Origin of the sequence: Marinomonas sp. S3726 (assembly GCF_000967665.1) — a bacterium.
Classification (GTDB): Bacteria; Pseudomonadota; Gammaproteobacteria; order Pseudomonadales; family Marinomonadaceae; genus Marinomonas.
On the sequence record NZ_JXYC01000016.1, the window covers coordinates 13,934 to 34,235 of the forward strand.

Below are 20,302 nucleotides of genomic sequence, written 5' to 3' on the forward strand. Positions count from 1 at the left end.
ATTATATGAGTAATGATTTTCGAATTAACTCATGGATGAAGAAGATTTTAATTGAGTTGCAAGGAAAAACTCTGACGAGACAGTCGCTTATCGAAAAAGCGACTTTGATACCTAAGTACTCTGAGCCTAAGCAGGCAAAAATGTTCGTGTCTCGAAATGTACATGCATTAACGAAACAAGGCCTACTTTTTGCTAGAGGTAAAATTAAACAGCGAACCTATGAACTTTCACCTTCTCTAAAAGACATTTTGTTCAGTGTTGCGGGGCAAAAAATCAGTGAGAAGCGAGAGTGTCTTGAAAACGAAATAGATGATTTAATTCTAGATGAGCGAAAAGTGACCGCTGAATTAAAAATCTTGCTAAGTGAAATTGAGACCTATCAAGAGTTTCATCAACGCTTTCCTTCAAAAAAACATGAAATATCTTCTTTAATTGATTCCGGAAGGGAACGTTCAGCGACACTTTATGGTCGCCTGAATGCTATTCGAAATGTGATTAAATTATCTGAGCAATCAGGTCATAGTCAATGTTAAGGGCATGGCAGCAAGAGTGCTCTGAATTAGTGCTAAGTAAATTCGAAACGGCTAATCATTTTTTATGTTTAGCCTGTCCTGGTGCTGGAAAGTCAATAATGGCTGCAAATGTTGCTGAGCATTTATTCCGACAAGGTAAAATTGATTATGTCGTTTGTTTTTCTCCATCCCGTTCTGTGGCTGAGAGCTTAAAGGGGACTTTTGAAAAGATAGTAGGACGTCGAATTAATGGACGAATTGGTTCTGTTGGGGTCTCTCTTACATATCAAAGCTTACTCTATTCAGGTGATCAGCTACTTGATGATCTGTCGTCAAATAAAGTATTAGTCGTTTTTGATGAAATTCATCACTGCTCTGGAGACAATGTTACCAGTTTTAATAGTTGGGGAGCTCAGCTTGTCGATAAAATCCAGCACCTTGCGACCTTTACATTATCTCTTACTGGTACTCCCTGGCGTACTGATATGCTACCAATTTCATTTGCACAGTATGCTGACCCAGAAGGCAATATTATATGCGACTATGTTTATGGCTTGACCCAGGCGGTAAGAGACGGAGTTTGTCGAAAACCAAATATCGTCATTTTAGATGTGGATCAAGCCTCAACAACTGATGGTGGGAAAAACCAGTATTTTTATTCGATTAATGAGTTAATTAAAGAAACCAATATTAGTTACCAAGATATTATAACCAATAATAAAGCGATACTTGAAGTACTTAAACGAGCGGTTGAAAAGCTAGCTGAGCTGAGATGCTCTATAGTCAATTCGGGTGGTTTAGTTGTTGCTTCATCAATATCCCATGCTCAACAAATTAAGCAAATTCTAGAAGTTGAATATGAGCAAACGGTTTCAATAGTAACCTATCAACATGATGATGCATTAGATCGAATCCAAGCGTTTCGACAAGATAATACTCAATGGATTGTGAGTATTGCCATGATAAGTGAAGGAACCGATATTCCAAGGTTGCAAGTCTGTTGCCATCTAAGTGATGTCACAACAGAGCTCTATTTTAGGCAGATTCTTGGACGAATTTTAAGAGTTACGGATAGATCTAATAATCAAGCTTGGCTATACACTATGGCAGAATCCAACTTAGTTGGATTCTCAGAAAGGCTTAACCTAGATGTTCCCGATTGTTATGTTAAAAGCTGCCAAGATAGTATTGATGGACTACTCCTAGAACCTCTTTCCACTTTTAGCGAAGAGAAATTAATAGAACCAGTGGCTAGTGAGATAAACCCTATTCTTGAAAGTTCAATACTTGATGAATTAAGCAATTTTAACTTAAGAGGAGATGTAATAAGCCTTGAAAGATTTAAGGAAAGAATCATTTCGTCGTTTGAATTCTGCTGTCTCTAGCCCCGATTGCTTTTAGAGTCATTAATTACCTTGCTAAGGTGTTGATCTCGATCAGTAACTCTGACTTTTCATAAAAGGTTTGGATTTCCCATAGTTTGCTAAACAGCAGTAGATTCTAGAAAATACATTTCTTCGTATTTAACAGTCGTATATCTTCAATCAATCGATCTACTAAAGGTTTAGCCGCTTCAATGTATTTTAAAGACTCGGCACATCAGCTGAATGGAATGCTCTTGTTGGTGATCACGGGCAAACGCGTACTTCACTCGGGGTTGTTGGCAAAGTACCTTGCGGCCTTTTTAGAATGACACCTTCCTCCGTAATCCGTTTAAGCTGGGACTTAAGACACGTATTTTCGGAGGTTAAATCAAGGTCGCCAAGTGGCGGTTGTTCTCCATACTTTTTGATCTAGGCATATAGGCTGTGAGTAGCTGTATCGAGCCGTTGAGCAACTTCATCAACAGAATAACCGCGTTCAGTCACCAGTTTAAGGCTTCTATTTTGAACTCTTCAGAGTGACGTTTGGACTTCATAAACACCTCTTTTTTAGCTAGATTTTAACGTTAATGAGTGTCTAGTAAAGTCTGGGAAGTTCAATATGTAGGGTAATGGTCTATTTATGAAACTGTTTGTGAGTACTATTTTTTTATGTAAAATAGTTTTTTTATCGCTTGGCAAAGTGTTTTTTGAAAAAAAACCATAAACTAAAGCGTTTTATCATGCTTAGTTAACATCAAAAATTAAGGGAATAGTTTGCTTAGATTACTTCATATTTCAGATATTCATTTTAACTCACCGAGCTGCCTAGATGAACGAAAGGATCGAGATGCAAGCATTAGATCTTTAATAGTTGATGATGCTTCCACATTTGTAAAGAATAAAAAAAGTGTCGATGCTATTTTAGTCACTGGAGATATCGCATTTAAAGCAGCTGATGAAGAATTTCAAAAAGCATCGGAGTGGTTAAAAAACCTAGCATTAAAAGTTGGCACAAAGATTGAAAATATTTTCGTAGTTCCTGGAAATCATGATATTAACCGTAAAGTTGGAGATACACTTATGGTTAATGCTCTTCGAGACAGAATTTTATCAAAAAAAGGTGAAGATAGAACTAAAGAGTTCTTAAAGGCATTAGAGGATAAAGATGCTGGTAATCAGTTATTGCTACCATTTATAGCTTACAATAAATTTGCTAGTGATTTTGGATGTGCAGTAACTCCTTCAAGTCCTTATTGGAGTAAAAGTATCCAGATTTGTTCAAAATATAAACTAACTTTAAATGGTTTAACGAGTACGTTCTTTTCTGGAACAAATGATGAGCGGTCAAAGCTATTTATGGGGGACTTTCAATCAAACTTTATGCCAAAAAAAGGAGAGATACATTTAGCAATGTTTCATCATCCATATGATTGGCTGGAGGATGGCGATAAGATTGAAGATAGTTTATCAAATCGATCATCTATAAGGTTGGTTGGTCATAAGCATAGACAAAGAGTACTTAATGATGACTCAGGAGTTTTATTTGCGGCAGCAGCAGTAAATCCTGACAGAGAAGAAGATCAATGTGAAACTGGCTATAACATCATTGATCTATCTATCATTGAGCAATCTGAAACAGCAACACTAAACATTATTGCTGACTTAAGAGTTCTTCAACCAAACCCAGAATGCTTTGTTTCTAAGCAAAAACCTAATAAACGCCCTTGGGAATACAACTTTGAAATACCTTTATCTGACGTTATTGATGATAGATTAAATGAAAACAAAACAAAGTTAGTCTCTGAAAAAGATGTAAAACAGCTTCTTCCAGAAGCTTCTCAGGATAATTCTAATATTGTAGGAAGATTTATATCTCTTACAGAAAGCTCAAAGCGTGAGATTTTGAAAAGACTTGGTATATATGAGGTTAGTTCAAGTACTCTACCTTCCCGAATAAATTATGAAGAGGCTCTCAAATCTATTTCTGAGAAAGGCTTAAAAAAACAATTTATTGAATTAATTATTGAAAAGGAGGCTTTATAGTATGTCTCAAGAAAATATAGCAATGCACAAATATTTTTCTGATTGGATGAGACCGTGTGGACTAGCTACAGATAGAGAGTCACTAGAACTCAGATGGCAAACAATATCGAAAATCATCAAATCAACTATTACTTTTGAGCAGGTTGAAACATTAATACAATATTCATTCGGCTTCCCTGTAATTGATTCTGATTTAGAGTGGTTTCAGAATAAATTCAAAGAAGATGATGTCTCATTTTCTATGATGGAAGAACAGAATAGATTAGAATTACAATGTTTATCGAATATAGTCTTATGTGTATTAATTGAAAAAAATGATGAGCTTGCATCAGATTATGCTACTAGAGTCTTAACATGTGAATTTTTAGGTATGAGAGATAATACTGGAGGAATTCCTCTTGTAGAAATTTCTAAAGTTGCTATATCTAAATTTTCAGTTGAAGGTAGAGAGCGACCTAATATTGAAACTAAAATCAAACCTTCAACATTAAATACAGAAAACTATGAAGAAGCTATTCCTGGTCAATGGGAAACATATAACGCTGCAATAAAAAGTGTTTTAAATGAATCAAACAAAATAATCAGCACTCTAACTTCTAGCATATCTGATTCTATTAATTCAATAGATAATTATTTAGAAATTAAAGATGAAGAGCTAGAAATGTTGTGGTGGTTAATGAACTCATATAGTAAGACATTAAAATTACCATTTGAGTCAATCGAAAAAAATACACTTGGAACTGTTGTAGGAATAGAATTAGCTAATATGACATGTCTTGATACAGAGATACCAAATATAGCTAATTTTGTTAAGAGGGTAATACCAAATAATACAAAGATCAGCATAAAAAAAATAGTTAATGCATCTTTTGAGTCTATAGATGATTTGACAGTAGGGGATCATTTATACGACAGATATATAACTCCATGTCATTATGCTCTCAAATGTTTAAAAGATTCAGATCAAAATTCATGGATGAATAAGTTTGAATCTGAATCAGAAATAGATACAAGCTGTAGACTTCCACTGTATGAGTGGGCAGTACAAATATGTAGAGAGCGGTTAATAATTAAATATAAACTTTAATAAATATGAAGGTTATAAATTTATGGCTGTATGTATCAACCCGGACTGTAATATTGCTGAAACAGGGAAGTGTATTGAAGGCTTTGAATTACTAGATAAATGCCCAACTTATGGAAAAGAAAAAAGTGATGATTTTATTGATGCTTCTGATGTAAGTTCTATTAATAAGTCATCAACAATAGAAGAAGTTGATAAATTAAACATACATAGCGGTGATGTTCTAGATAGAGATGAAGTTAATAGTATTTTGAAAAAAAATGGAGGCCGTATAATATCTTGTGTAGGCCCTAGTAATATTGGAAAGACAACATTATTAGCAAGCTTTTATGAGTTATTTAATAAAAATATATCTGATGAATTTTCATTTTCTGAATCAAAATCACTTTTAGCTTTTGAAGAAATTTGCCATTTCTCAAGAGCTTTATCTCAAAATAAAGTGCCATTTACACCAAGAACTTTAAGAAAAGATGATGTTTCATTTTATCACTTAAGTTTGAATAGACGAGCTGATAATCGTAGAGTTAATCTTATTCTTTGCGATAGAGCGGGAGAAGAATATGAGTCAGCTAAAGATAGTTCTGAAGAGTGTAAGAAGTTATATGAAATATCTCGTTCAGACATTTTATTACTTTTAGTAGATGGCGAGTCTCTAGGAGATACAAAGAAAAGGCACTTAGCAAAAAACAATGTTATTTCAATGCTTCAAGCTTTTAAAGAAGACCAAGTTTTATCAAAAAATACAAAAATAATTATTGTTATGACTAAATTAGATCTACCCAAAAAAAATGGTACTTTGGAAACAGCTCGTATTGAGTTAAATAAGCTGCTAGAGAAAAGTTTAAATATATTAGGTGATAGTTATTTAGAAATTACTTCCCATGAAGTGTCAGCTAGACCTGAGGATACTAAGTTAGATTCAGAGCATGGTATTAAGGAGTTAATTAGAATATTTTTTGAATATAGCCATCCAAAAATTAAGTATCAATTATCAATAGACTATAATGAAAATATACCAAGAAGAAGCTTTTTGAACTTGAGAGGTGTTCAATGAATAATGATATTATAAATTATTCTTTGATTATTTGTGGATTGCCAGAATCGGGTAAAACTACATTTTTAGGTGCATTAGCGTATTCCATTAATTCTCATGAAATTGAAACTGCACTTAAATATGATGGATTACCTAGTAATAGAGAGTATCTGACTCAATTGTCTAAACAATGGCTTAATTTTGAGGTTATGGATAGAACTATAATAGACTCAAATAATTCAATCGAATTAAAACTTAAGAATGCTAAGGATATAATAACACTTTCTATACCTGATTTATCTGGAGAAACATGGAGTAATTTATGGAGTGAAAGGCAAGTTGATATTGAAACTTCTAATCTTAGTAAAAATGCTAATGGAATTATATTCTTCTTACACTGTGACAAATATCTAGATGCTCAAACTATTGTTGAAAGAAATAAGCAAAATGAAATATTAGAAGAAAATGATACTTTGGAAAAAGTTAATTGGTCTCCTTCTGACCATACACCTACGCAAACAAAGGTTATTGACATACTTCAATCATTTAACCACCCAAATATGGGGCAAAAAAAAAGAAAATTAGTTTTAATGCTGTCAGCTTGGGATAGAGCTGAAGAAGTTAACCAAACCCCATTAGAATACTTATCTTCTCATTTTCCATTATTAAGCCAATTCCTAGAAGACAATATATATTTTAATGATATAAAAGTTTTAGGATTAAGCTCTTTAGGAGGGGACTTAGAAACTGATGAAGAGGCTTTAGGCTCGATTGATATTCCTACAGATAGAATAAAGATAATAGAGGATAAAGAAAGCTATAATGATTTAACTCTTCCTATAAAGTGGTTGTTAGAAAATAATGAATCATAGTGATATTTGCATTAACCAGTGTCTACACGGCTATGAAAACGGTCATAAACTGTTATCCTCATCAAAAAAATTTCCTAAAGAAATAAACTCTAAACTGTTAAAGTTTAGTGATGCTTCGATTGTTGGCTATAATGATACCTCTCCTAATTATATTACTGGTTATCCTTTAAAAGAAATTGGAGCTTATGCATTAGCTAAAACATGGCCAGCGCCTGAAATGTCTAGACCAGGCTGTGTATGGACACATACATTAATTATAGACTATGCTGATTTAGCTCAGATAACACACCCGGAAATATTATTAAATTTATTTAAAAATCCAAGTAATATAATTAATAAAAAAAACGATTACAGTGATAATGTTTTTCTCGACTCTGATCGTTTAGAAAAAGAGTTAGCTATAATTAATACGAATTTAGAATATATAGAACTATCAAACCTTCTTCATGTTTTTTACACAAGTGAGAATAGATCTACGAATTTTGAAGTGATAAAAAATTCAGATGAAACTGTTGTAAAAATGTGGGGACAGCAATGGCCTAAACTTAGACGTAGTTTTTCATTTAGAACTTTTACTAATAAGAATTCTAGCTTAAACTCAAACTTTGATCTTTACCTAACTAGTAAAAATAATATCAGTAGTAATGAGGTTAATCACTCCATATTAAAATCATTAAAAACTCCAGCAAGCTGGTTAAACATTGCAGTAAATGATATTTTAGAACATTCAAACCAAAATTTTAAAAAATTCATTTGGCGTCATGGTGTATATTGCGATAAGCAAAAAGAATCTTTCATTCATTTAGCAAATATATATATTGAACTTCTAAATGGTTCAACACCTGAAAAATTGAAGAGATCTCTTGCTTATTGTCTTAAGTGGGATGGTTGCCCAATATCGATATATAAAGAAGTGTTCAATATATTTTTCAATGATTATGATTATGATTATGATTATGAAATTGAAACCGTCCTCTTTCTTTTGAGGTCATTACATTTAATTAGAAATGAAAGTGATAGATTTTCTTTTAGAAGTAAATTTAGACTATTATTTTCAAAAGTTAAAGTAGACAAATTTATAGAAAGTATAACGAATGATCCTGAGTTTTCAAATATTTTATATGAAGAGTTGTTGATTATACTTCCTTTGCAGAATATTGAAAATATCAAAAATATTGAAAAGACAAAACAATTCTGTGTTGATTTAAGGTCAATTTTAGTTGAACGCCCTGATATTTGCACAACTACATTCTACTGGGAAAAACAACCTGATTTTGATTTTTCTGTCTTTTCTAAAATCGAGTCAAAATTAGTTTCACTTAAAGAAGTTCTTAATCCAATATTTAAGATAAGAAAAATAAATTTTGTATCAGAATTTATATATAAATACGAAGATGAGACTTTAAGATACTTACTTGACTACCTTAAAGATTCTCACTCAAATAATGAGATATGGTTTAATTTTATTTTAAGTCAAGAGTATAGGTGTATAAACACATTTTTGAGTATTGACGAAATTTCTATGGAAATACTGGAAAATATCGTTAAGAAAAACATCACTTTAAAAGTAGATGTCGATGAAATAATGATTGAAGCGATATTGAGAAATAATCACAATGAAAATATAAATTTTATAAATGTTTCAATATTATTATTCACAAAATCATTTTCTAATAAAGGTAGAGATATAGAGAGATTAATGAATTTATCAATTAATTCGATAACAGATTCTATATATAAACAACAATTAAACAAGTCGCAATGGGATAAAATAGAATCTATTTTAATAGAAGACTCTTGGTTTTTTTGGGATAGATATGAAATACTACTAAACTCTATATGTAAATTATTGCTAATTAATAATATAGATGTGAGTAAAATAAAAATTAAAAATCAAAAGATAATGAGGCGTTTGAGAAATAAATTTTCATTTCATAAGAAATTATTATTTAAAGAATAATGTTTCTATTTTAAAAACTAAAATCGTATGCTTGTTATACTGAGTAATAAAAATACAATAGAATTACTAAAACGTTTATTAGATATAAGGTTTTGGATGTGAAAATTATATTTTTACTGGACAAAATAATATTTTGTGGATGCAGTTAAAAATTAAATTTCCACTTTCTCGCTGTTGAAACTTTCATGATTTTAAAAAAGGTACTAATGGAAAAAATATTTATATCGATATGGACGATGCATAATGTGATTTTCTAGTGCTCGTAAGCTAGCAATGTCGCAAAAACCAAATGTGCTTTACCCTCAATCTCAATACGGTCTCTTTGCTAATTTAGAACCTTTAACAAATGGCGTTGAATTGGCAAAAGCATTGGTTGAATCTTAAGGTTACGACCTTTATATCTTAACAGCGCCTTTAATTAAGAACCCTTTGTGCTATACAGAAAAACGAGTATGGATAGAAAAGTACTTCGGAATAGACTTTGTACATAAACTCATTATCTCGCTCAATATAAGCCTACTGAAAGGTGACTATTTAATTGATGATAATGTGTCTGATAAAGGTCAGGAAGGCTTCGAAAGTAAGGCTCTACACTTTGGAGGCAAAGCGCTTCCTGATTGGGAGGGGGTAATGTTTTTTTAAACTCTAAGTTTAATCTGTCATAATATTTATGGTACTCTAGTTACTGATAGAGTGTTCTGGGCACCTTCATGTGTTGTGCTATCAATGAAGGTATTTAATTTTGTTAACTGTCCAGAGCTTATCGCCTGAAGGTGCTTTCACTATAACCTCATCATCAACTTCTTTTTTAAGGCAAGCTCGAGCCATCGGAGAGTCGATAGATATGTAATCTTTACGCCCATAGATTTCTTCTGTCCCCACAATTCGAAAGAAAATAGTATTCTCGTCCTCATCTTCTAGTTCCACCCATGCTCCAAAAAATATTTTTCCATCTTGTTGAGGGTGGTAATCAACAATTTTAATATCATCTAATGTCTTTCTCAAAAATCTGACACGTCGATCTATTTCACGTAATCTTCGCTTGTTATATTGATAATCTGCATTTTCAGATCTATCGCCAAGCCCAGCAGCCCAAGTAACAATCTTCGTGATTTCAGGTCTTTCTTTTCGCCAAAGATAATCAATTTCGTCTTTTAGCTTTTGGTGTCCTTCTCTGGTAATAAGTTTAGTTTTCATATTGTTATAAATATTCTAAAGCTTTTTTAATCGCGTCTATTGTTGAAACTTTGAAGACTGGGGTGCTACTTGAGTCGACAAGTTCTCCGTATTCATTTTCTGTAAGTTGCCATTTATTCCTGAAAGATTGGGATAAAATGTATTCAAAAGCACTTCTTTCTAATCGTGTTAGTTTAAAGTTTGATTCCAAAGGGGCTGTTTTGTGGTCATAAACATCAATTCTCAGGTTTGGTGGAATAACTTCATCTAACTGCTTTTTGGTAGACTTAAGTTCTGATGCTAACATTCTAACAAGTAATTTGTGTTTAGGATTATCTATTTCATCAATCCAACTGGATTCATTTTTGGGTATCTTCTTAGGTATTGATTTTTTAGTCGCCTCTTCAGCAAAACATTGAATTAAAGCCTGATATTTTTCACCGGTTTTATTTCTTAGGCTTTGAGCTCTAGGCACACCTCTTTTATTTCCAAGCTTTGCAATGGTAGCAATGCTAAAATCATTCACGCCTCTTTCTAGCTGCTCTTCGCAAATTTGATAAATTATTTCTAAAGTTTCTTGTTTTTTGGAAGATGAATCCACTTTAAGTTTTTCTAATAGTTTATTAGGAGTCATTGTCGTCTTCATTTAAAAGGTTCTAGTTTTTAGATGTAGTTTATGGTGTTTACAGTTTGCCTAGGTAATACTTTTTCTCATTGTAGATCTAATGTCTTCATTGGTAGGGGTAATATAGACTAAGCAAGAGTTAGGGCTTTTATGATGCATTGCTTTTTGTATTTCAATTTGGTCTAACCCACTGCTTCTACAGCGATAACCAAATGCATGTCGATGACCATGTTCTGTTGTTCCTAACTCTTTTAAGCAAGTTAACCCTATTTTTTCGACTGCATTTTTATGAAGGCGTTGGAAATTTTTTATGGTTTCTGGTTCACCTGTTTTGTTTGTAAATGCGAATGGGTGAAAGTTAGTGTCTTTGGGCTCTACTCTTTGATATTTTAAATAATTCACCCATATTGATAAAAACTCTTTAGCTTTTTCAGGAGGGTTAAAAAAAACCTCGAAAAATGAATCTTTATTTGTCAGTAGAGGGGCCTTCCACCCTGCATGTAACCTCTCGGTAGATCTATAAGTGTTGCGAGGCTGGTAATTGGTCTCAGCGAGCAAGAACTCTTTTCTATTCTTATAGAAAGGATCTGGTGAGGCTCCGTTTGAAGGGTGATAAACTCTAACTAGGGCTTCATCCTGATTGTTAGGGTCCAAGGTTATATCAGAAGTGTAAATATGAAAAACCTCGCTTTTTCTAAGGCCTCCATAATTTAATAGCATGGTAATTGCCTGTGATTTAAAGTCATAATTCCCAGACCTTTCAAAACCTAAATATAATAGATTTTCAATTTGCTTTTCTGGAAAACGTATGACTTTTTCATTTTCAACTTTAGGGACTGAAATGTTTTGAACATATCGTGTTCTTTGGGCCAGAATTTGGGCGGTTTGCTTACTTGATAAATGATTTAAAAAAACATTTTTTTGTTTATTGTAGTAGGCGCACCAATTTAACCTTTCTTCATAACTGGTTGCCTTTTTAAAGGGGTTTACTCTTGATGTAGAGTACTCATCCTGAAGTGCAAGAAAGTCTGTGTAGCTGTTAATATGAAATAGAATATTATTTACATCACTTGCTTTTCTGGGTTTCCAGAATAGATCTAGGGGGTCATCTAGTGTGGAGTAATCAATAGAGCCTGTTAATAGAACGTCCCTGAAAGATTTAAGAAGCTCATATGCTTTATCATAATTTGGGCAAGAGTTAATGTATTCAATTAGTAGTTTTAAAGAAAAAGCCGCTCTTTCCTTCCATGATTCGCTTTTACCATTGAACCAAGCTAGGTATCTTAAGTGTGAAATTATGAGTCCTTTCTCGGTAAGAATTCCTGGCAACGCGAATGTTAAGCCACTTTCTGTATCTGTGTAATTAACACTAATTTTTTTGATAAATGGCATATACTATTTCTTTTCATCTCAGAGGTTAATTGAAGAATCATGCACCTACTATGTAACAATACATCATATATTGGATCTGAAATAGTATATAAAGTAGTGGGGTTATTATATATTTATGGGAAAAAGCAGCTAAGAGAAATTGATAGAAGGGTGCGCTATTTAGAGAAGCGTCTTGAGGCTTTTACTGTGGTGGATAGGTTGCCTGAAGATCAGTCTAGTGTTTATTTTGGTGCTTGGGTGACACTAGAAGATGATGATGAAAATATTAAGTTCTTTCGTATTGTTGGTCCTGATGAGTTAGATCACGATGCTAGTTATATAAGTATCGATTCGCCTATGGCAAAAGCCTTGTTGAAAAAACAAGAAGGCGATGAAATTGAACTTAAGTTGGCAACTGGCCTAGTGAATTATACGATCGAAAAAATAGAGTATAAGGCAATCCTGTAATGCAATTACGCTTTGGTATGGCGCAATGGCAGCACCCAGCTTGGGTGGCTTGGTTATATTCGCATCAAGGTGCAAGTAATCGGCGCTTAAGTGAATATGCAAAGTTCTTTGATACGGTTGAGGTCGGGAGTAGTTTTTATGCTGATTTAACACAAGATCAACTGCAAGTTTGGTTTGATCAGGTGCCTGATAATTTTCGTTTTGCATTTAAATTACCTCAATCCATTACGCATCGACTTGGTGTTTCTGATGAGGGTCAAGTGGTTAATAGTCTTACTAACTTCTGTGAATTATTAAGGCCGTTTTCTAACAAGTTGGGTCCTTGTATGATGCAGTTTCCCGAAGAAGTATCCCCTCTTTACTTTTCTAAAATTGAAGCTCTATGTCGAGCTTGGAATTTACCTACATCTTTGTCAGTTGAGGTTCGTAATCAAGCTTTTTTTAATAAATCTGAAGAAGAGACTGGTTTTCTTAGGTTGTTATCTGGAAATCAACATGATCGCGTTATTATGGATTCTCGCCCTGTATTTTCGACAGAAGCTTATTGTGAGAGCCTGTTAGATGCTCAGAAGAAAAAGCCAAGGGTTCCATGTCATCCCGTTGCAACTGGTCAGAATCCTATGGTGAGGTTTATTGGGCATCCAGACCTACCTCTAAATGATGCTTATCTTGATCAGTGGGCTAAAAAGTTAGTGCAGTGGCTACAGGAAGGGCGTGAACCTTATGTATTTGTTCACTCGTCTGACAATGTTGCGGCGCCTTTGCTAGCTGAAACCCTTGAGCAAAAAATAGCAGCGTTATTGCCTGCTTATGCCCCAAGACTTAGCTTACCAAGTAAGCCTGAGCAGCCTTTACTGCTTTGAGTAAATAAATGAACCTAGGAAAATAAGTTATGTACTCTCTTGTCTTTTATGTGCCTGAATCTCATCTTGAAGAAGTGAAAGAGGCTTTGTTTGATGTTGGTGCGGGGGCAATTGGAGACTATGAAGCCTGTTGTTGGCAAGTGAAGGGGCAAGGGCAGTTTCGGCCTAATGCAAATGCGAACCCTTTTATTGGAGTGAAAGGTGAGTTGGAAACCTTAGCTGAATATCGAGTCGAGATGGTATTGAAATTGTCTCTTAAGGAAGTTGCGATAAAGGCATTAAAAGCAGCTCACCCTTTTGAAGAGGTGGCGTACCACCTGATCAAAGTAGAGTCTTAAAAGGTTTTAAGTGGCGGCAAGAAATCTATCATAAGGGTTTCTTCGTGAAAGCCAAAGCTGCCTTTTTCTACATCCTCAAGGTAGAGCTTTAAAGTGCGAGTTATACTGTTGAAAGCCAACTCTTTCCAGGGAATGTCTTTGATATCAAATAGCGCAACTTCTGAGCTTTCTTCTGTGGTATGAAAATCAGCTTTTGGTAAATCAGCGAGATAGAAAAGATGTACCTGATCTATTTGAGGTATGCTGATCATACTAAAGGCTTGTCTGCATATTGCATGAGAGCCGCATTCTTCTAGTGTCTCTCTTAGGGCGCCGCTACTAGTTGATTCCTGGTTTTCCATGAAGCCTGCTGGAAGTGTCCAATAGCCCCGTCTTGGCTCTATGTCTCGTCGGCAAAGTAGAATTTTCCCTTGGTAGATAGGGATGGTGCCTGTGATTAATCTTGGATTATCGTAATCAATGTGATGGCATGCTGGACAAACTGCTCTTGGTCTATTGTCACCATCGGGAATAGAGAAGTTAACCTGAGTGCCACATTGTGGGCAAAAACGCTTTTTCTGTGTCATAGTATTAAGCTTCTCTCGCCGTATCCATTTGCTGATTAAATGTGTTTAAGTAGCCTGGCGTATTTAACGACCTTGTCTTCTATTTCTTGGATTTCAATAATATAGTCACCCACTTTTAGACTCATCTGGTTTTCTGGAATAAATTCCAGTGTTTCTATGATTAGGCCATTAAGTGTTTTTGGGCCATCAGTTGGTAAGGACCAGTCCAATGTTTTGTTGATTTCGCGTATATGGATTGAGCCATCAATGCGAAAAGAACCGTCATCTTGAGAGACTATTTCGTCTTCTTCATCTTGAGTAGGTTGGGTGAACTCACCAACAATTTCTTCGAGAACATCTTCAAGAGCCGCAATACCTTGAACATCTCCGTACTCATCTACTACTAGTCCCATTTGTTGGTGCTGCTTTTGGAAGTTAAGTAGCACTGTGTTTAGTGAGGTGCTTTCTGGGATAAAGTAAGGTTCAACGGTCGCTTTTAGTAGGGCGGCTTTGGACGGGTTAGGGTCACGTAAAAACATAGCGGCATGCCTTGCGTGAAGAATGCCGATTACCTTATTTATTTCGCCATTATATACCGGCATACGTGTATGACGCGTGCTGCAGATTTGAGCAATGATTTCGTCAATGGAGTCTTCAATATCAATTCCGACTACTTCGTTACGTGGCACCATGATGTCTTCTACTGACACTTTCTCCAAGTCTAGAATCGAAATGAGCATCTCTTGGTGAGCGGGTGGAATAAGCCCATTAGCTTCATTTACTATGGTTCTAAGTTCTTCCGTGCTCAATTTGTCATTACTGTTTTGATTCGCTTGAACACCCAATATGCGTAGTAGGCCGTTTGAAATAAAGTTAACTAATACAACTAATGGGTAGAGTAGCTTTAATAATACTGATAAGGCCCAAGAAGCAGGAAAGGCTATTTTCTCAGGGTGGATCGTTGCCATTGTCTTAGGTGTGACTTCGGCGAAAATGAGAATGACGAGTGTGAGTGAGGCGGTTGCGATAGCGACACCAGCATCACCCCAAATACGTACAGCAATGACAGTGGCAATTGCAGAAGCTAGGATGTTAACAAAGTTGTTACCAATTAAAATAACGCCGATAAGGCGGTCAGGCCTTTCAAGTAATTGGCTAACTTTTTTAGCTGACTTGTTCTTGTTTTTAACCAGGTTTTTTAAACGGTATTTGTTTATTGAAAGCATGCCTGTTTCAGAGCTTGAGAAAAAGGCAGAAAACAAAATCAAGAAGAAGAGTATTCCGAAAAGAATACTTAAGGGTATGTCGTTCAAAAAGGGTTGACCTCAGTTAATTTGATAAGTGGATTATTAGTTGTTCAATAGCCCCTGTCAAACCCCTAAACAACTAAATTTACTTGGTGAGAATGAATTGCAGCACTATGCTACTTCCGAAGTAGCCAAGCATAAGCAAAATAAAGCCACTTATCGTTAGCTTTACTGATAGTTGTCCGCGCCATCCAGCCCAGTGTCTTCCTACCAAAAGGCCTAAAAAGACGAGCCAAGATGCAATAGTAAAGAAGGTTTTATGGACTAGTTTTTGAGCAAACATATCATCGATAAAATAAAAGCCAGTGATTATCGTAATAGTGAGTAGAATAAAGGCGCACCAAATAAACTCAAACATGAGTCTTTCAAGTACCTGTAAAGGAGGTACTCTTAGTAGTTGGCGCAGCTTATGATGTTTAAGTTGATACTCTTGTAATGCTAATAAAATGCCAACACCACACGCTGCGGTGAAAAGGCTATAAGCAACCGCGGCGATGAGAATATGTGCTGAAGTGCCTAAAGAGTGAATGTGAAAAGGCTCTAATTGCCAAGGTTGAATGGCATTGAGGGCAATCACTAGGGCTGCTAAAGGGTAAGCAACGCACAATAGTAAGGATAAATCTTTGTTACGGTTACTGAACCATAATAAAGTATTGCCTATTAGTGCTATTAGCATTCCTATCAGTAAAAAATCAAAGCCATCTTTGTTTAAAAATAAAACAGACAAGGCGTAGACGTGAGCGGCAATGGATGCCGCCCCTAAAAATTGAGACCTTTTACTTTCTGGGCGCTTGTAATACATTGCACCAGCGGCAAAAGTTGAAAATGTGGCGAGCCAAAGTGTTAGCTGAATCATGAATCTCTTATGTCCAAAGAGTAAAGGTATAGGGTGTAACCCATTTATCCGTTATAATAGGGCCAATTTCATCTTGGATAAACCATATACTTGGTTTTTTCCTCACAGAGCAACATTTTGAGGCTAACATGTTCGACAATTTATCGAATCGATTGACCTCCTCGCTAGATCGTATCCGAGGACGGGCAAAGTTAACAGAAGATAATATCAAGGAAGTATTACGCGAAGTGCGTATGGCGCTATTAGAAGCCGACGTTGCTTTACCTGTCGTAAAGGCTTTTATAGATAGTGTAAAAGAAAGGGCTGTTGGAACTGAGGTTTCAAAAAGTTTAAGTCCTGGTCAAGTGTTCCTGAAAATTGTTAAGCAGGAACTTGAGAAGGTTATGGGTGAAGCGAATGATGAGCTTAACCTGAAAGCTAAGCCGCCAGCAGTAATTTTGTTGGCGGGTTTGCAAGGTGCGGGTAAAACAACCTCTGCAGCAAAACTGGCTCGTTATTTAAAAGAGCGCCATAAAAAATCTGTCGCGGTTGTGAGTGCTGACGTATATCGTCCAGCGGCGATCAAGCAGTTACAAACCTTGGCTAATGAAATTGGTGTGGACTTCATCGAGAGTGAAGCAACGCAAAAGCCAATTGATATTGCAAATAACGCCATTGATGAAGCGCGTAAGTCTCATAAAGATGTCTTGATTCTTGATACCGCGGGTCGATTAGCAGTTGATGAAGAAATGATGGCTGAGATTAAAGCCCTTCATACAGCTATCGATCCAGTTGAAACCTTGTTTGTTGTTGATGCAATGACAGGTCAAGATGCTGCGAATACGGCTAAAGCCTTTGGTGATGTGCTGCCTTTAACCGGTGTTGTATTGACGAAAACAGACGGTGATGCACGTGGTGGTGCTGCTTTATCTGTACGTCATATTACCGGTAAACCAATTAAATTCTTAGGTGTGGGTGAGAAAACGGAAGCTCTTGAGCCTTTCCACCCAGATCGTCTTGCTTCTCGTATCCTAGGTATGGGTGACATGCTTTCCTTAATTGAGGAAGCTGAGCAGAAAATTGATAAAACCAAGGCTGAAAAGCTAGCGGGCAAATTGCAGAAAGGTAAAGGCTTCGACTTAGAAGACTTTAAAGAGCAATTGCAGCAAATGAAAAACATGGGTGGCATGGGTGCCATGCTAGATAAGTTGCCTGGGATGGGTGGTCAAATGGCCAATATCCAAGACAAGGTTAATGATAAGATGTTTGTGCAAATGGAAGCTTTAATTAATTCCATGACAGCGCAAGAGCGTCGTAACCCAGATGTTATTAATGGCTCTCGTAAGAAGCGTATCTCAGCGGGTGCTGGATTGCAGATTCAAGATTTGAATCGCCTATTGAAGCAGCATAAACAAATGCAAAAAATGATGAAGAAGTTTAGCTCTAAGTCAGGCATGAAGAAGATGATGCGTGGTATGGGTAGTATGATGCCGGGTGGTTTTCCTGGTGGTGGCATGCCAAAAATGTAAAATACCTGCGAAAACCTTTATTCGTGTTGTATTACAAGAAAACGGCTGCTTTTTTAAGTGGCCGTTTTTTTTATGTCTTTTTATTCCAAAAGCTTGTTATAAAAGGGATCCTAAGTTCAAACCTCCATCTTGTTGCGGCTGATGATAAAATATTCAGCTTCAAATGCAGATGCCTCTTTTGTTTTTCTGTCGAATCGACTAGAATATGCCGCCTTCTTGAATTCCGACCTAATTTTGGGTGAATCAAGAAGAGTTTTCGTTAAGCAATAAGGAACCGATTATGGTAACTATTCGTCTTTCTCGTGGAGGCTCTAAGAAGCGTCCTTTCTATCACTTGAATGTGGCTGATAGCCGTCGTGCACGTGATGGTCGTTACATCGAGCGTCTTGGTTTCTTTAACCCTGTTGCTCGCGGTCAAGAAGAACGCCTACGCATCGATTTAGATCGCGTTGACCATTGGGTTGGTCTTGGTGCTCAGCTTTCTGATCGTGTTGCTCAGTTAGTTAAAGATGCTAAAAAAGCCGCTTAATTATTGAGGTAACTATGTCTGCGATTAAACAAGCAGCCGCTCCAGAGCAACCGCTTGCTGTCGGACGCATTACTTCGGTATACGGTGTAAAAGGGTGGGTGAAGATTTATTCACACACTGATCCAATTGAGGGCATTTTTAAATATTCTCATTGGTGGCTTAAAACCCGTACAGGGTGGCAAGCAATAGAGTTAAATCAAGGGCGACTTCAGGGTCGTGGTTTGGTTGCTGCGGTTAAAGGATATACAGATCGCGATCTTGTTAAAGAGATTTGTGGCTTGGATATCTATATCGAAGCACAAGATCTTCCTGATCTTGATGAAGGTGATTATTACTGGAGTCAGTTAGAAGGTCTTAAAGTGATCACTGAAGAGGGTGTCCTCTTAGGTAAGGTTGCTCAAATGATGGAAACAGGCGCTAATGATGTGCTTGTTGTTCGTGCTTGTGAAGGTAGTCTTGATCGTGAAGAGCGATTGATTCCTTATGTACCAGATATGTATGTTTTAAATGTAGATTTGAAACAAGAGCAAATGCTGGTTAATTGGGATCCAGAGTTTTAAACGCAGACTCGAGGTATTAAGTGCAGATTAGTGTTATTTCTCTATTTCCTGAGATGTTTCAGGCCATTACCCAGCATGGTGTAACAGGCAGAGCAGTTAAATCAGGTTTGGTAGATATTAACTTCTTTAATCCGCGTGATTTTACCCATGACAAGCATAAGACTGTCGATGACAGGCCTTATGGTGGTGGTCCAGGGATGCTGATGAAAGTTCAGCCTCTCAAAGATGCGATTGCGGCAGCACGTAGTGTTAGTCCAAACGCAAAAGTAATTTTTCTGTCCCCTCAAGGGCGTACGCTGACACAGGAAGGCGTGCAATACCTAGCTAAACAAGCAGAACTTGTTCTGGTAGCTGGGCGTTATGAAGGCGTTGACGAACGTTTAATTCAATCTGAGATTGATGAAGAATGGTCAGTCGGTGACTTTGTTCTAAGCGGTGGTGAGTTGCCAGCAATGGTGTTAATGGATTCTGTGTTTCGCATGGTTCCAGGAGTGTTAGGTAAAATGGCGTCAGCTGAAGAAGATTCTTTTTCAGATGGATTGCTAGATTGTCCACACTATACTCGTCCCGAGGTACTAAATGAGGCGCCTGTTCCGCCGGTACTGCTTAGTGGAAACCATGAGGAGATAAGACGTTGGCGTTTAAAACAGAAGCTCGGAAGAACTTGGCAACGCCGGCCAGACCTTTTGCAAAACCTTGAGTTGGACAAGGAACAGCAGAAGTTGTTGAAAGAGTTTATTCACGAGACTGAAGATTCAACCTCGGCAGAGTAGGAATCGTGAACTCGTTGGGCTGGGAAGATGTTCTCAGCCAGACGAGAAACCAAATCATTGGGAGTCAAATCCATGAGCAACAAAAATAAAGTGATTCAGCAAATTGAATCAGCACAAATGACTAAAGAAGTCCCAGCCTTCGGACCTGGTGACACTGTAGTTGTTCAAGTTAAAGTTAAAGAAGGTACACGTGAGCGTCTACAGGCCTATGAAGGTGTTGTAATCGCAAAACGTAACCGTGGTCTTAACTCTGCATTCACTGTTCGTAAGATTTCGAACGGTATTGGTGTAGAGCGTGCGTTCCAAACGTACAGCCCAATCGTTGAGAGCATCGAAGTGAAACGTCGCGGTGATGTTCGTCAAGCGAAGATTTACTACCTACGTGAACGTTCTGGTAAGTCTGCTCGTATCAAAGAGAAATTGGCTAAACGCTAATCTCTTTAAAAAAGGCGACCTAGGTCGCCTTTTTTTATGGAACTTTTACATGGATTCATGGCCTAATAAGCATCTTTCGG

The 20,302-nt window shown here is 36.4% G+C and carries 20 protein-coding genes and 1 pseudogene; 15 read left to right on the forward strand and 6 right to left on the reverse strand.

The window, feature by feature from the left end; genetic code table 11:
* Positions 1–5: 5 nt before the first annotated feature.
* The 7 genes from TW85_RS25545 to TW85_RS14370 all read left to right on the forward strand — a co-directional run bounded on the left by TW85_RS25545 (position 6) and on the right by TW85_RS14370 (position 8,868).
* Positions 6–533 carry a hypothetical protein gene (locus tag TW85_RS25545; protein ID WP_157196956.1) on the forward strand — a complete coding sequence of 176 codons (528 nt, stop codon included), beginning with the start codon at positions 6–8 and terminating at the stop codon, positions 531–533.
* Complete coding sequence (locus TW85_RS14345) at positions 527–1,897, forward strand: DEAD/DEAH box helicase family protein (RefSeq protein ID WP_046017830.1); 1,371 nt, start codon at positions 527–529, stop codon at positions 1,895–1,897. Before TW85_RS25545 ends, TW85_RS14345 begins: the two co-directional genes overlap by 7 nt.
* 753 nt (positions 1,898–2,650) lie before the next feature.
* A complete protein-coding gene (locus TW85_RS14350; RefSeq protein ID WP_046017831.1) occupies positions 2,651–3,919 on the forward strand; it encodes a metallophosphoesterase in 1,269 nt (422 codons plus the stop codon).
* Position 3,920: 1 nt separating this feature from the next.
* Positions 3,921–5,006 carry a GTPase-associated system all-helical protein GASH gene (locus TW85_RS14355; RefSeq protein WP_046017832.1) on the forward strand — a complete coding sequence of 362 codons (1,086 nt, stop codon included), beginning with the start codon at positions 3,921–3,923 and terminating at the stop codon, positions 5,004–5,006.
* Positions 5,007–5,028: 22 nt separating this feature from the next.
* On the forward strand, positions 5,029–6,057 hold the full coding sequence (locus tag TW85_RS14360) for a GTPase (RefSeq protein WP_046017833.1): 1,029 nt from the start codon (positions 5,029–5,031) through the stop codon (positions 6,055–6,057).
* Positions 6,054–6,908, forward strand: coding sequence for a hypothetical protein (locus TW85_RS14365; RefSeq protein ID WP_046017834.1), 855 nt, complete (start codon positions 6,054–6,056; stop codon positions 6,906–6,908). Before TW85_RS14360 ends, TW85_RS14365 begins: the two co-directional genes overlap by 4 nt.
* Positions 6,898–8,868 carry a hypothetical protein gene (locus TW85_RS14370; protein ID WP_046017835.1) on the forward strand — a complete coding sequence of 657 codons (1,971 nt, stop codon included), beginning with the start codon at positions 6,898–6,900 and terminating at the stop codon, positions 8,866–8,868. Before TW85_RS14365 ends, TW85_RS14370 begins: the two co-directional genes overlap by 11 nt.
* Positions 8,869–9,591: 723 nt before the next feature.
* Here the strand turns inward: TW85_RS14370 and greB are convergent.
* The 3 genes from greB to gmtY are packed head-to-tail and all read right to left on the reverse strand — an operon-like array spanning position 9,592 to position 12,061.
* Positions 9,592–10,065 (reverse strand): transcription elongation factor GreB, encoded by a 474-nt coding sequence (greB, locus tag TW85_RS14380; protein WP_046017836.1) that lies wholly within the window; start codon positions 10,063–10,065, stop codon positions 9,592–9,594.
* Positions 10,066–10,069: 4 nt separating this feature from the next.
* A complete protein-coding gene (gene gmtX / locus TW85_RS14385) occupies positions 10,070–10,678 on the reverse strand; it encodes a gamma-mobile-trio protein GmtX (RefSeq protein WP_046017837.1) in 609 nt (202 codons plus the stop codon).
* A 60-nt stretch (positions 10,679–10,738) separates the two neighbouring features.
* Positions 10,739–12,061, reverse strand: coding sequence for a gamma-mobile-trio recombinase GmtY (gene gmtY / locus TW85_RS14390; RefSeq protein WP_046017838.1), 1,323 nt, complete (start codon positions 12,059–12,061; stop codon positions 10,739–10,741).
* Positions 12,062–12,169: 108 nt separating this feature from the next.
* On the opposite strand from gmtY, the pseudogene TW85_RS14395 reads away from it, so the two are divergent.
* The 3 genes and pseudogenes from TW85_RS14395 to TW85_RS14405 form a co-directional block, all read left to right on the forward strand.
* Positions 12,170–12,508: pseudogene (locus tag TW85_RS14395) on the forward strand (GreA/GreB family elongation factor); the annotation flags it as partial.
* Positions 12,508–13,371: a DUF72 domain-containing protein gene (locus tag TW85_RS14400; RefSeq protein ID WP_046017839.1), complete on the forward strand. Its 864-nt coding sequence runs from the start codon at positions 12,508–12,510 to the stop codon at positions 13,369–13,371. The pseudogene TW85_RS14395 and the gene TW85_RS14400, both read left to right, overlap by 1 nt.
* A gap of 29 nt (positions 13,372–13,400) precedes the next feature.
* Positions 13,401–13,709, forward strand: coding sequence for an NGG1p interacting factor 3 protein, NIF3 (locus TW85_RS14405; RefSeq protein ID WP_046017840.1), 309 nt, complete (start codon positions 13,401–13,403; stop codon positions 13,707–13,709).
* Here the strand turns inward: TW85_RS14405 and TW85_RS14410 are convergent.
* The 3 genes from TW85_RS14410 to ccsA all read right to left on the reverse strand — a co-directional run bounded on the left by TW85_RS14410 (position 13,706) and on the right by ccsA (position 16,417).
* The gene (locus TW85_RS14410; RefSeq protein WP_046017841.1) at positions 13,706–14,275 is read right to left on the reverse strand and encodes an NUDIX hydrolase; all 570 of its coding nucleotides are present in this window, start codon (positions 14,273–14,275) and stop codon (positions 13,706–13,708) included. The genes TW85_RS14405 and TW85_RS14410 overlap by 4 nt on opposite strands.
* 35 nt (positions 14,276–14,310) lie before the next feature.
* Complete coding sequence (locus tag TW85_RS14415) at positions 14,311–15,567, reverse strand: HlyC/CorC family transporter (protein ID WP_046017842.1); 1,257 nt, start codon at positions 15,565–15,567, stop codon at positions 14,311–14,313.
* Between the two features lie 79 nt (positions 15,568–15,646).
* Positions 15,647–16,417, reverse strand: a complete 771-nt coding sequence (gene ccsA / locus TW85_RS14420; protein ID WP_046017843.1) for a cytochrome c biogenesis protein CcsA — start codon at positions 16,415–16,417, stop codon at positions 15,647–15,649.
* Between the two features lie 128 nt (positions 16,418–16,545).
* Between ccsA and ffh the strand changes: the two genes are divergently transcribed.
* From ffh to rplS, 5 genes are all read left to right on the forward strand, one after another.
* Positions 16,546–17,925, forward strand: a complete 1,380-nt coding sequence (ffh, locus tag TW85_RS14425; RefSeq protein ID WP_046017844.1) for a signal recognition particle protein — start codon at positions 16,546–16,548, stop codon at positions 17,923–17,925.
* Between the two features lie 280 nt (positions 17,926–18,205).
* The gene (rpsP, locus tag TW85_RS14430; protein WP_009833903.1) at positions 18,206–18,454 is read left to right on the forward strand and encodes a 30S ribosomal protein S16; all 249 of its coding nucleotides are present in this window, start codon (positions 18,206–18,208) and stop codon (positions 18,452–18,454) included.
* Between the two features lie 14 nt (positions 18,455–18,468).
* Positions 18,469–19,014, forward strand: coding sequence for a ribosome maturation factor RimM (gene rimM, locus TW85_RS14435; protein WP_046017845.1), 546 nt, complete (start codon positions 18,469–18,471; stop codon positions 19,012–19,014).
* Positions 19,015–19,034: 20 nt separating this feature from the next.
* Positions 19,035–19,787 (forward strand): tRNA (guanosine(37)-N1)-methyltransferase TrmD, encoded by a 753-nt coding sequence (gene trmD, locus TW85_RS14440; RefSeq protein WP_046017846.1) that lies wholly within the window; start codon positions 19,035–19,037, stop codon positions 19,785–19,787.
* A 72-nt stretch (positions 19,788–19,859) separates the two neighbouring features.
* Entirely contained in the window at positions 19,860–20,222 is a 363-nt protein-coding gene (gene rplS / locus TW85_RS14445) for a 50S ribosomal protein L19 (protein WP_046017847.1), read from the forward strand.
* Positions 20,223–20,302 lie beyond the last annotated feature (80 nt).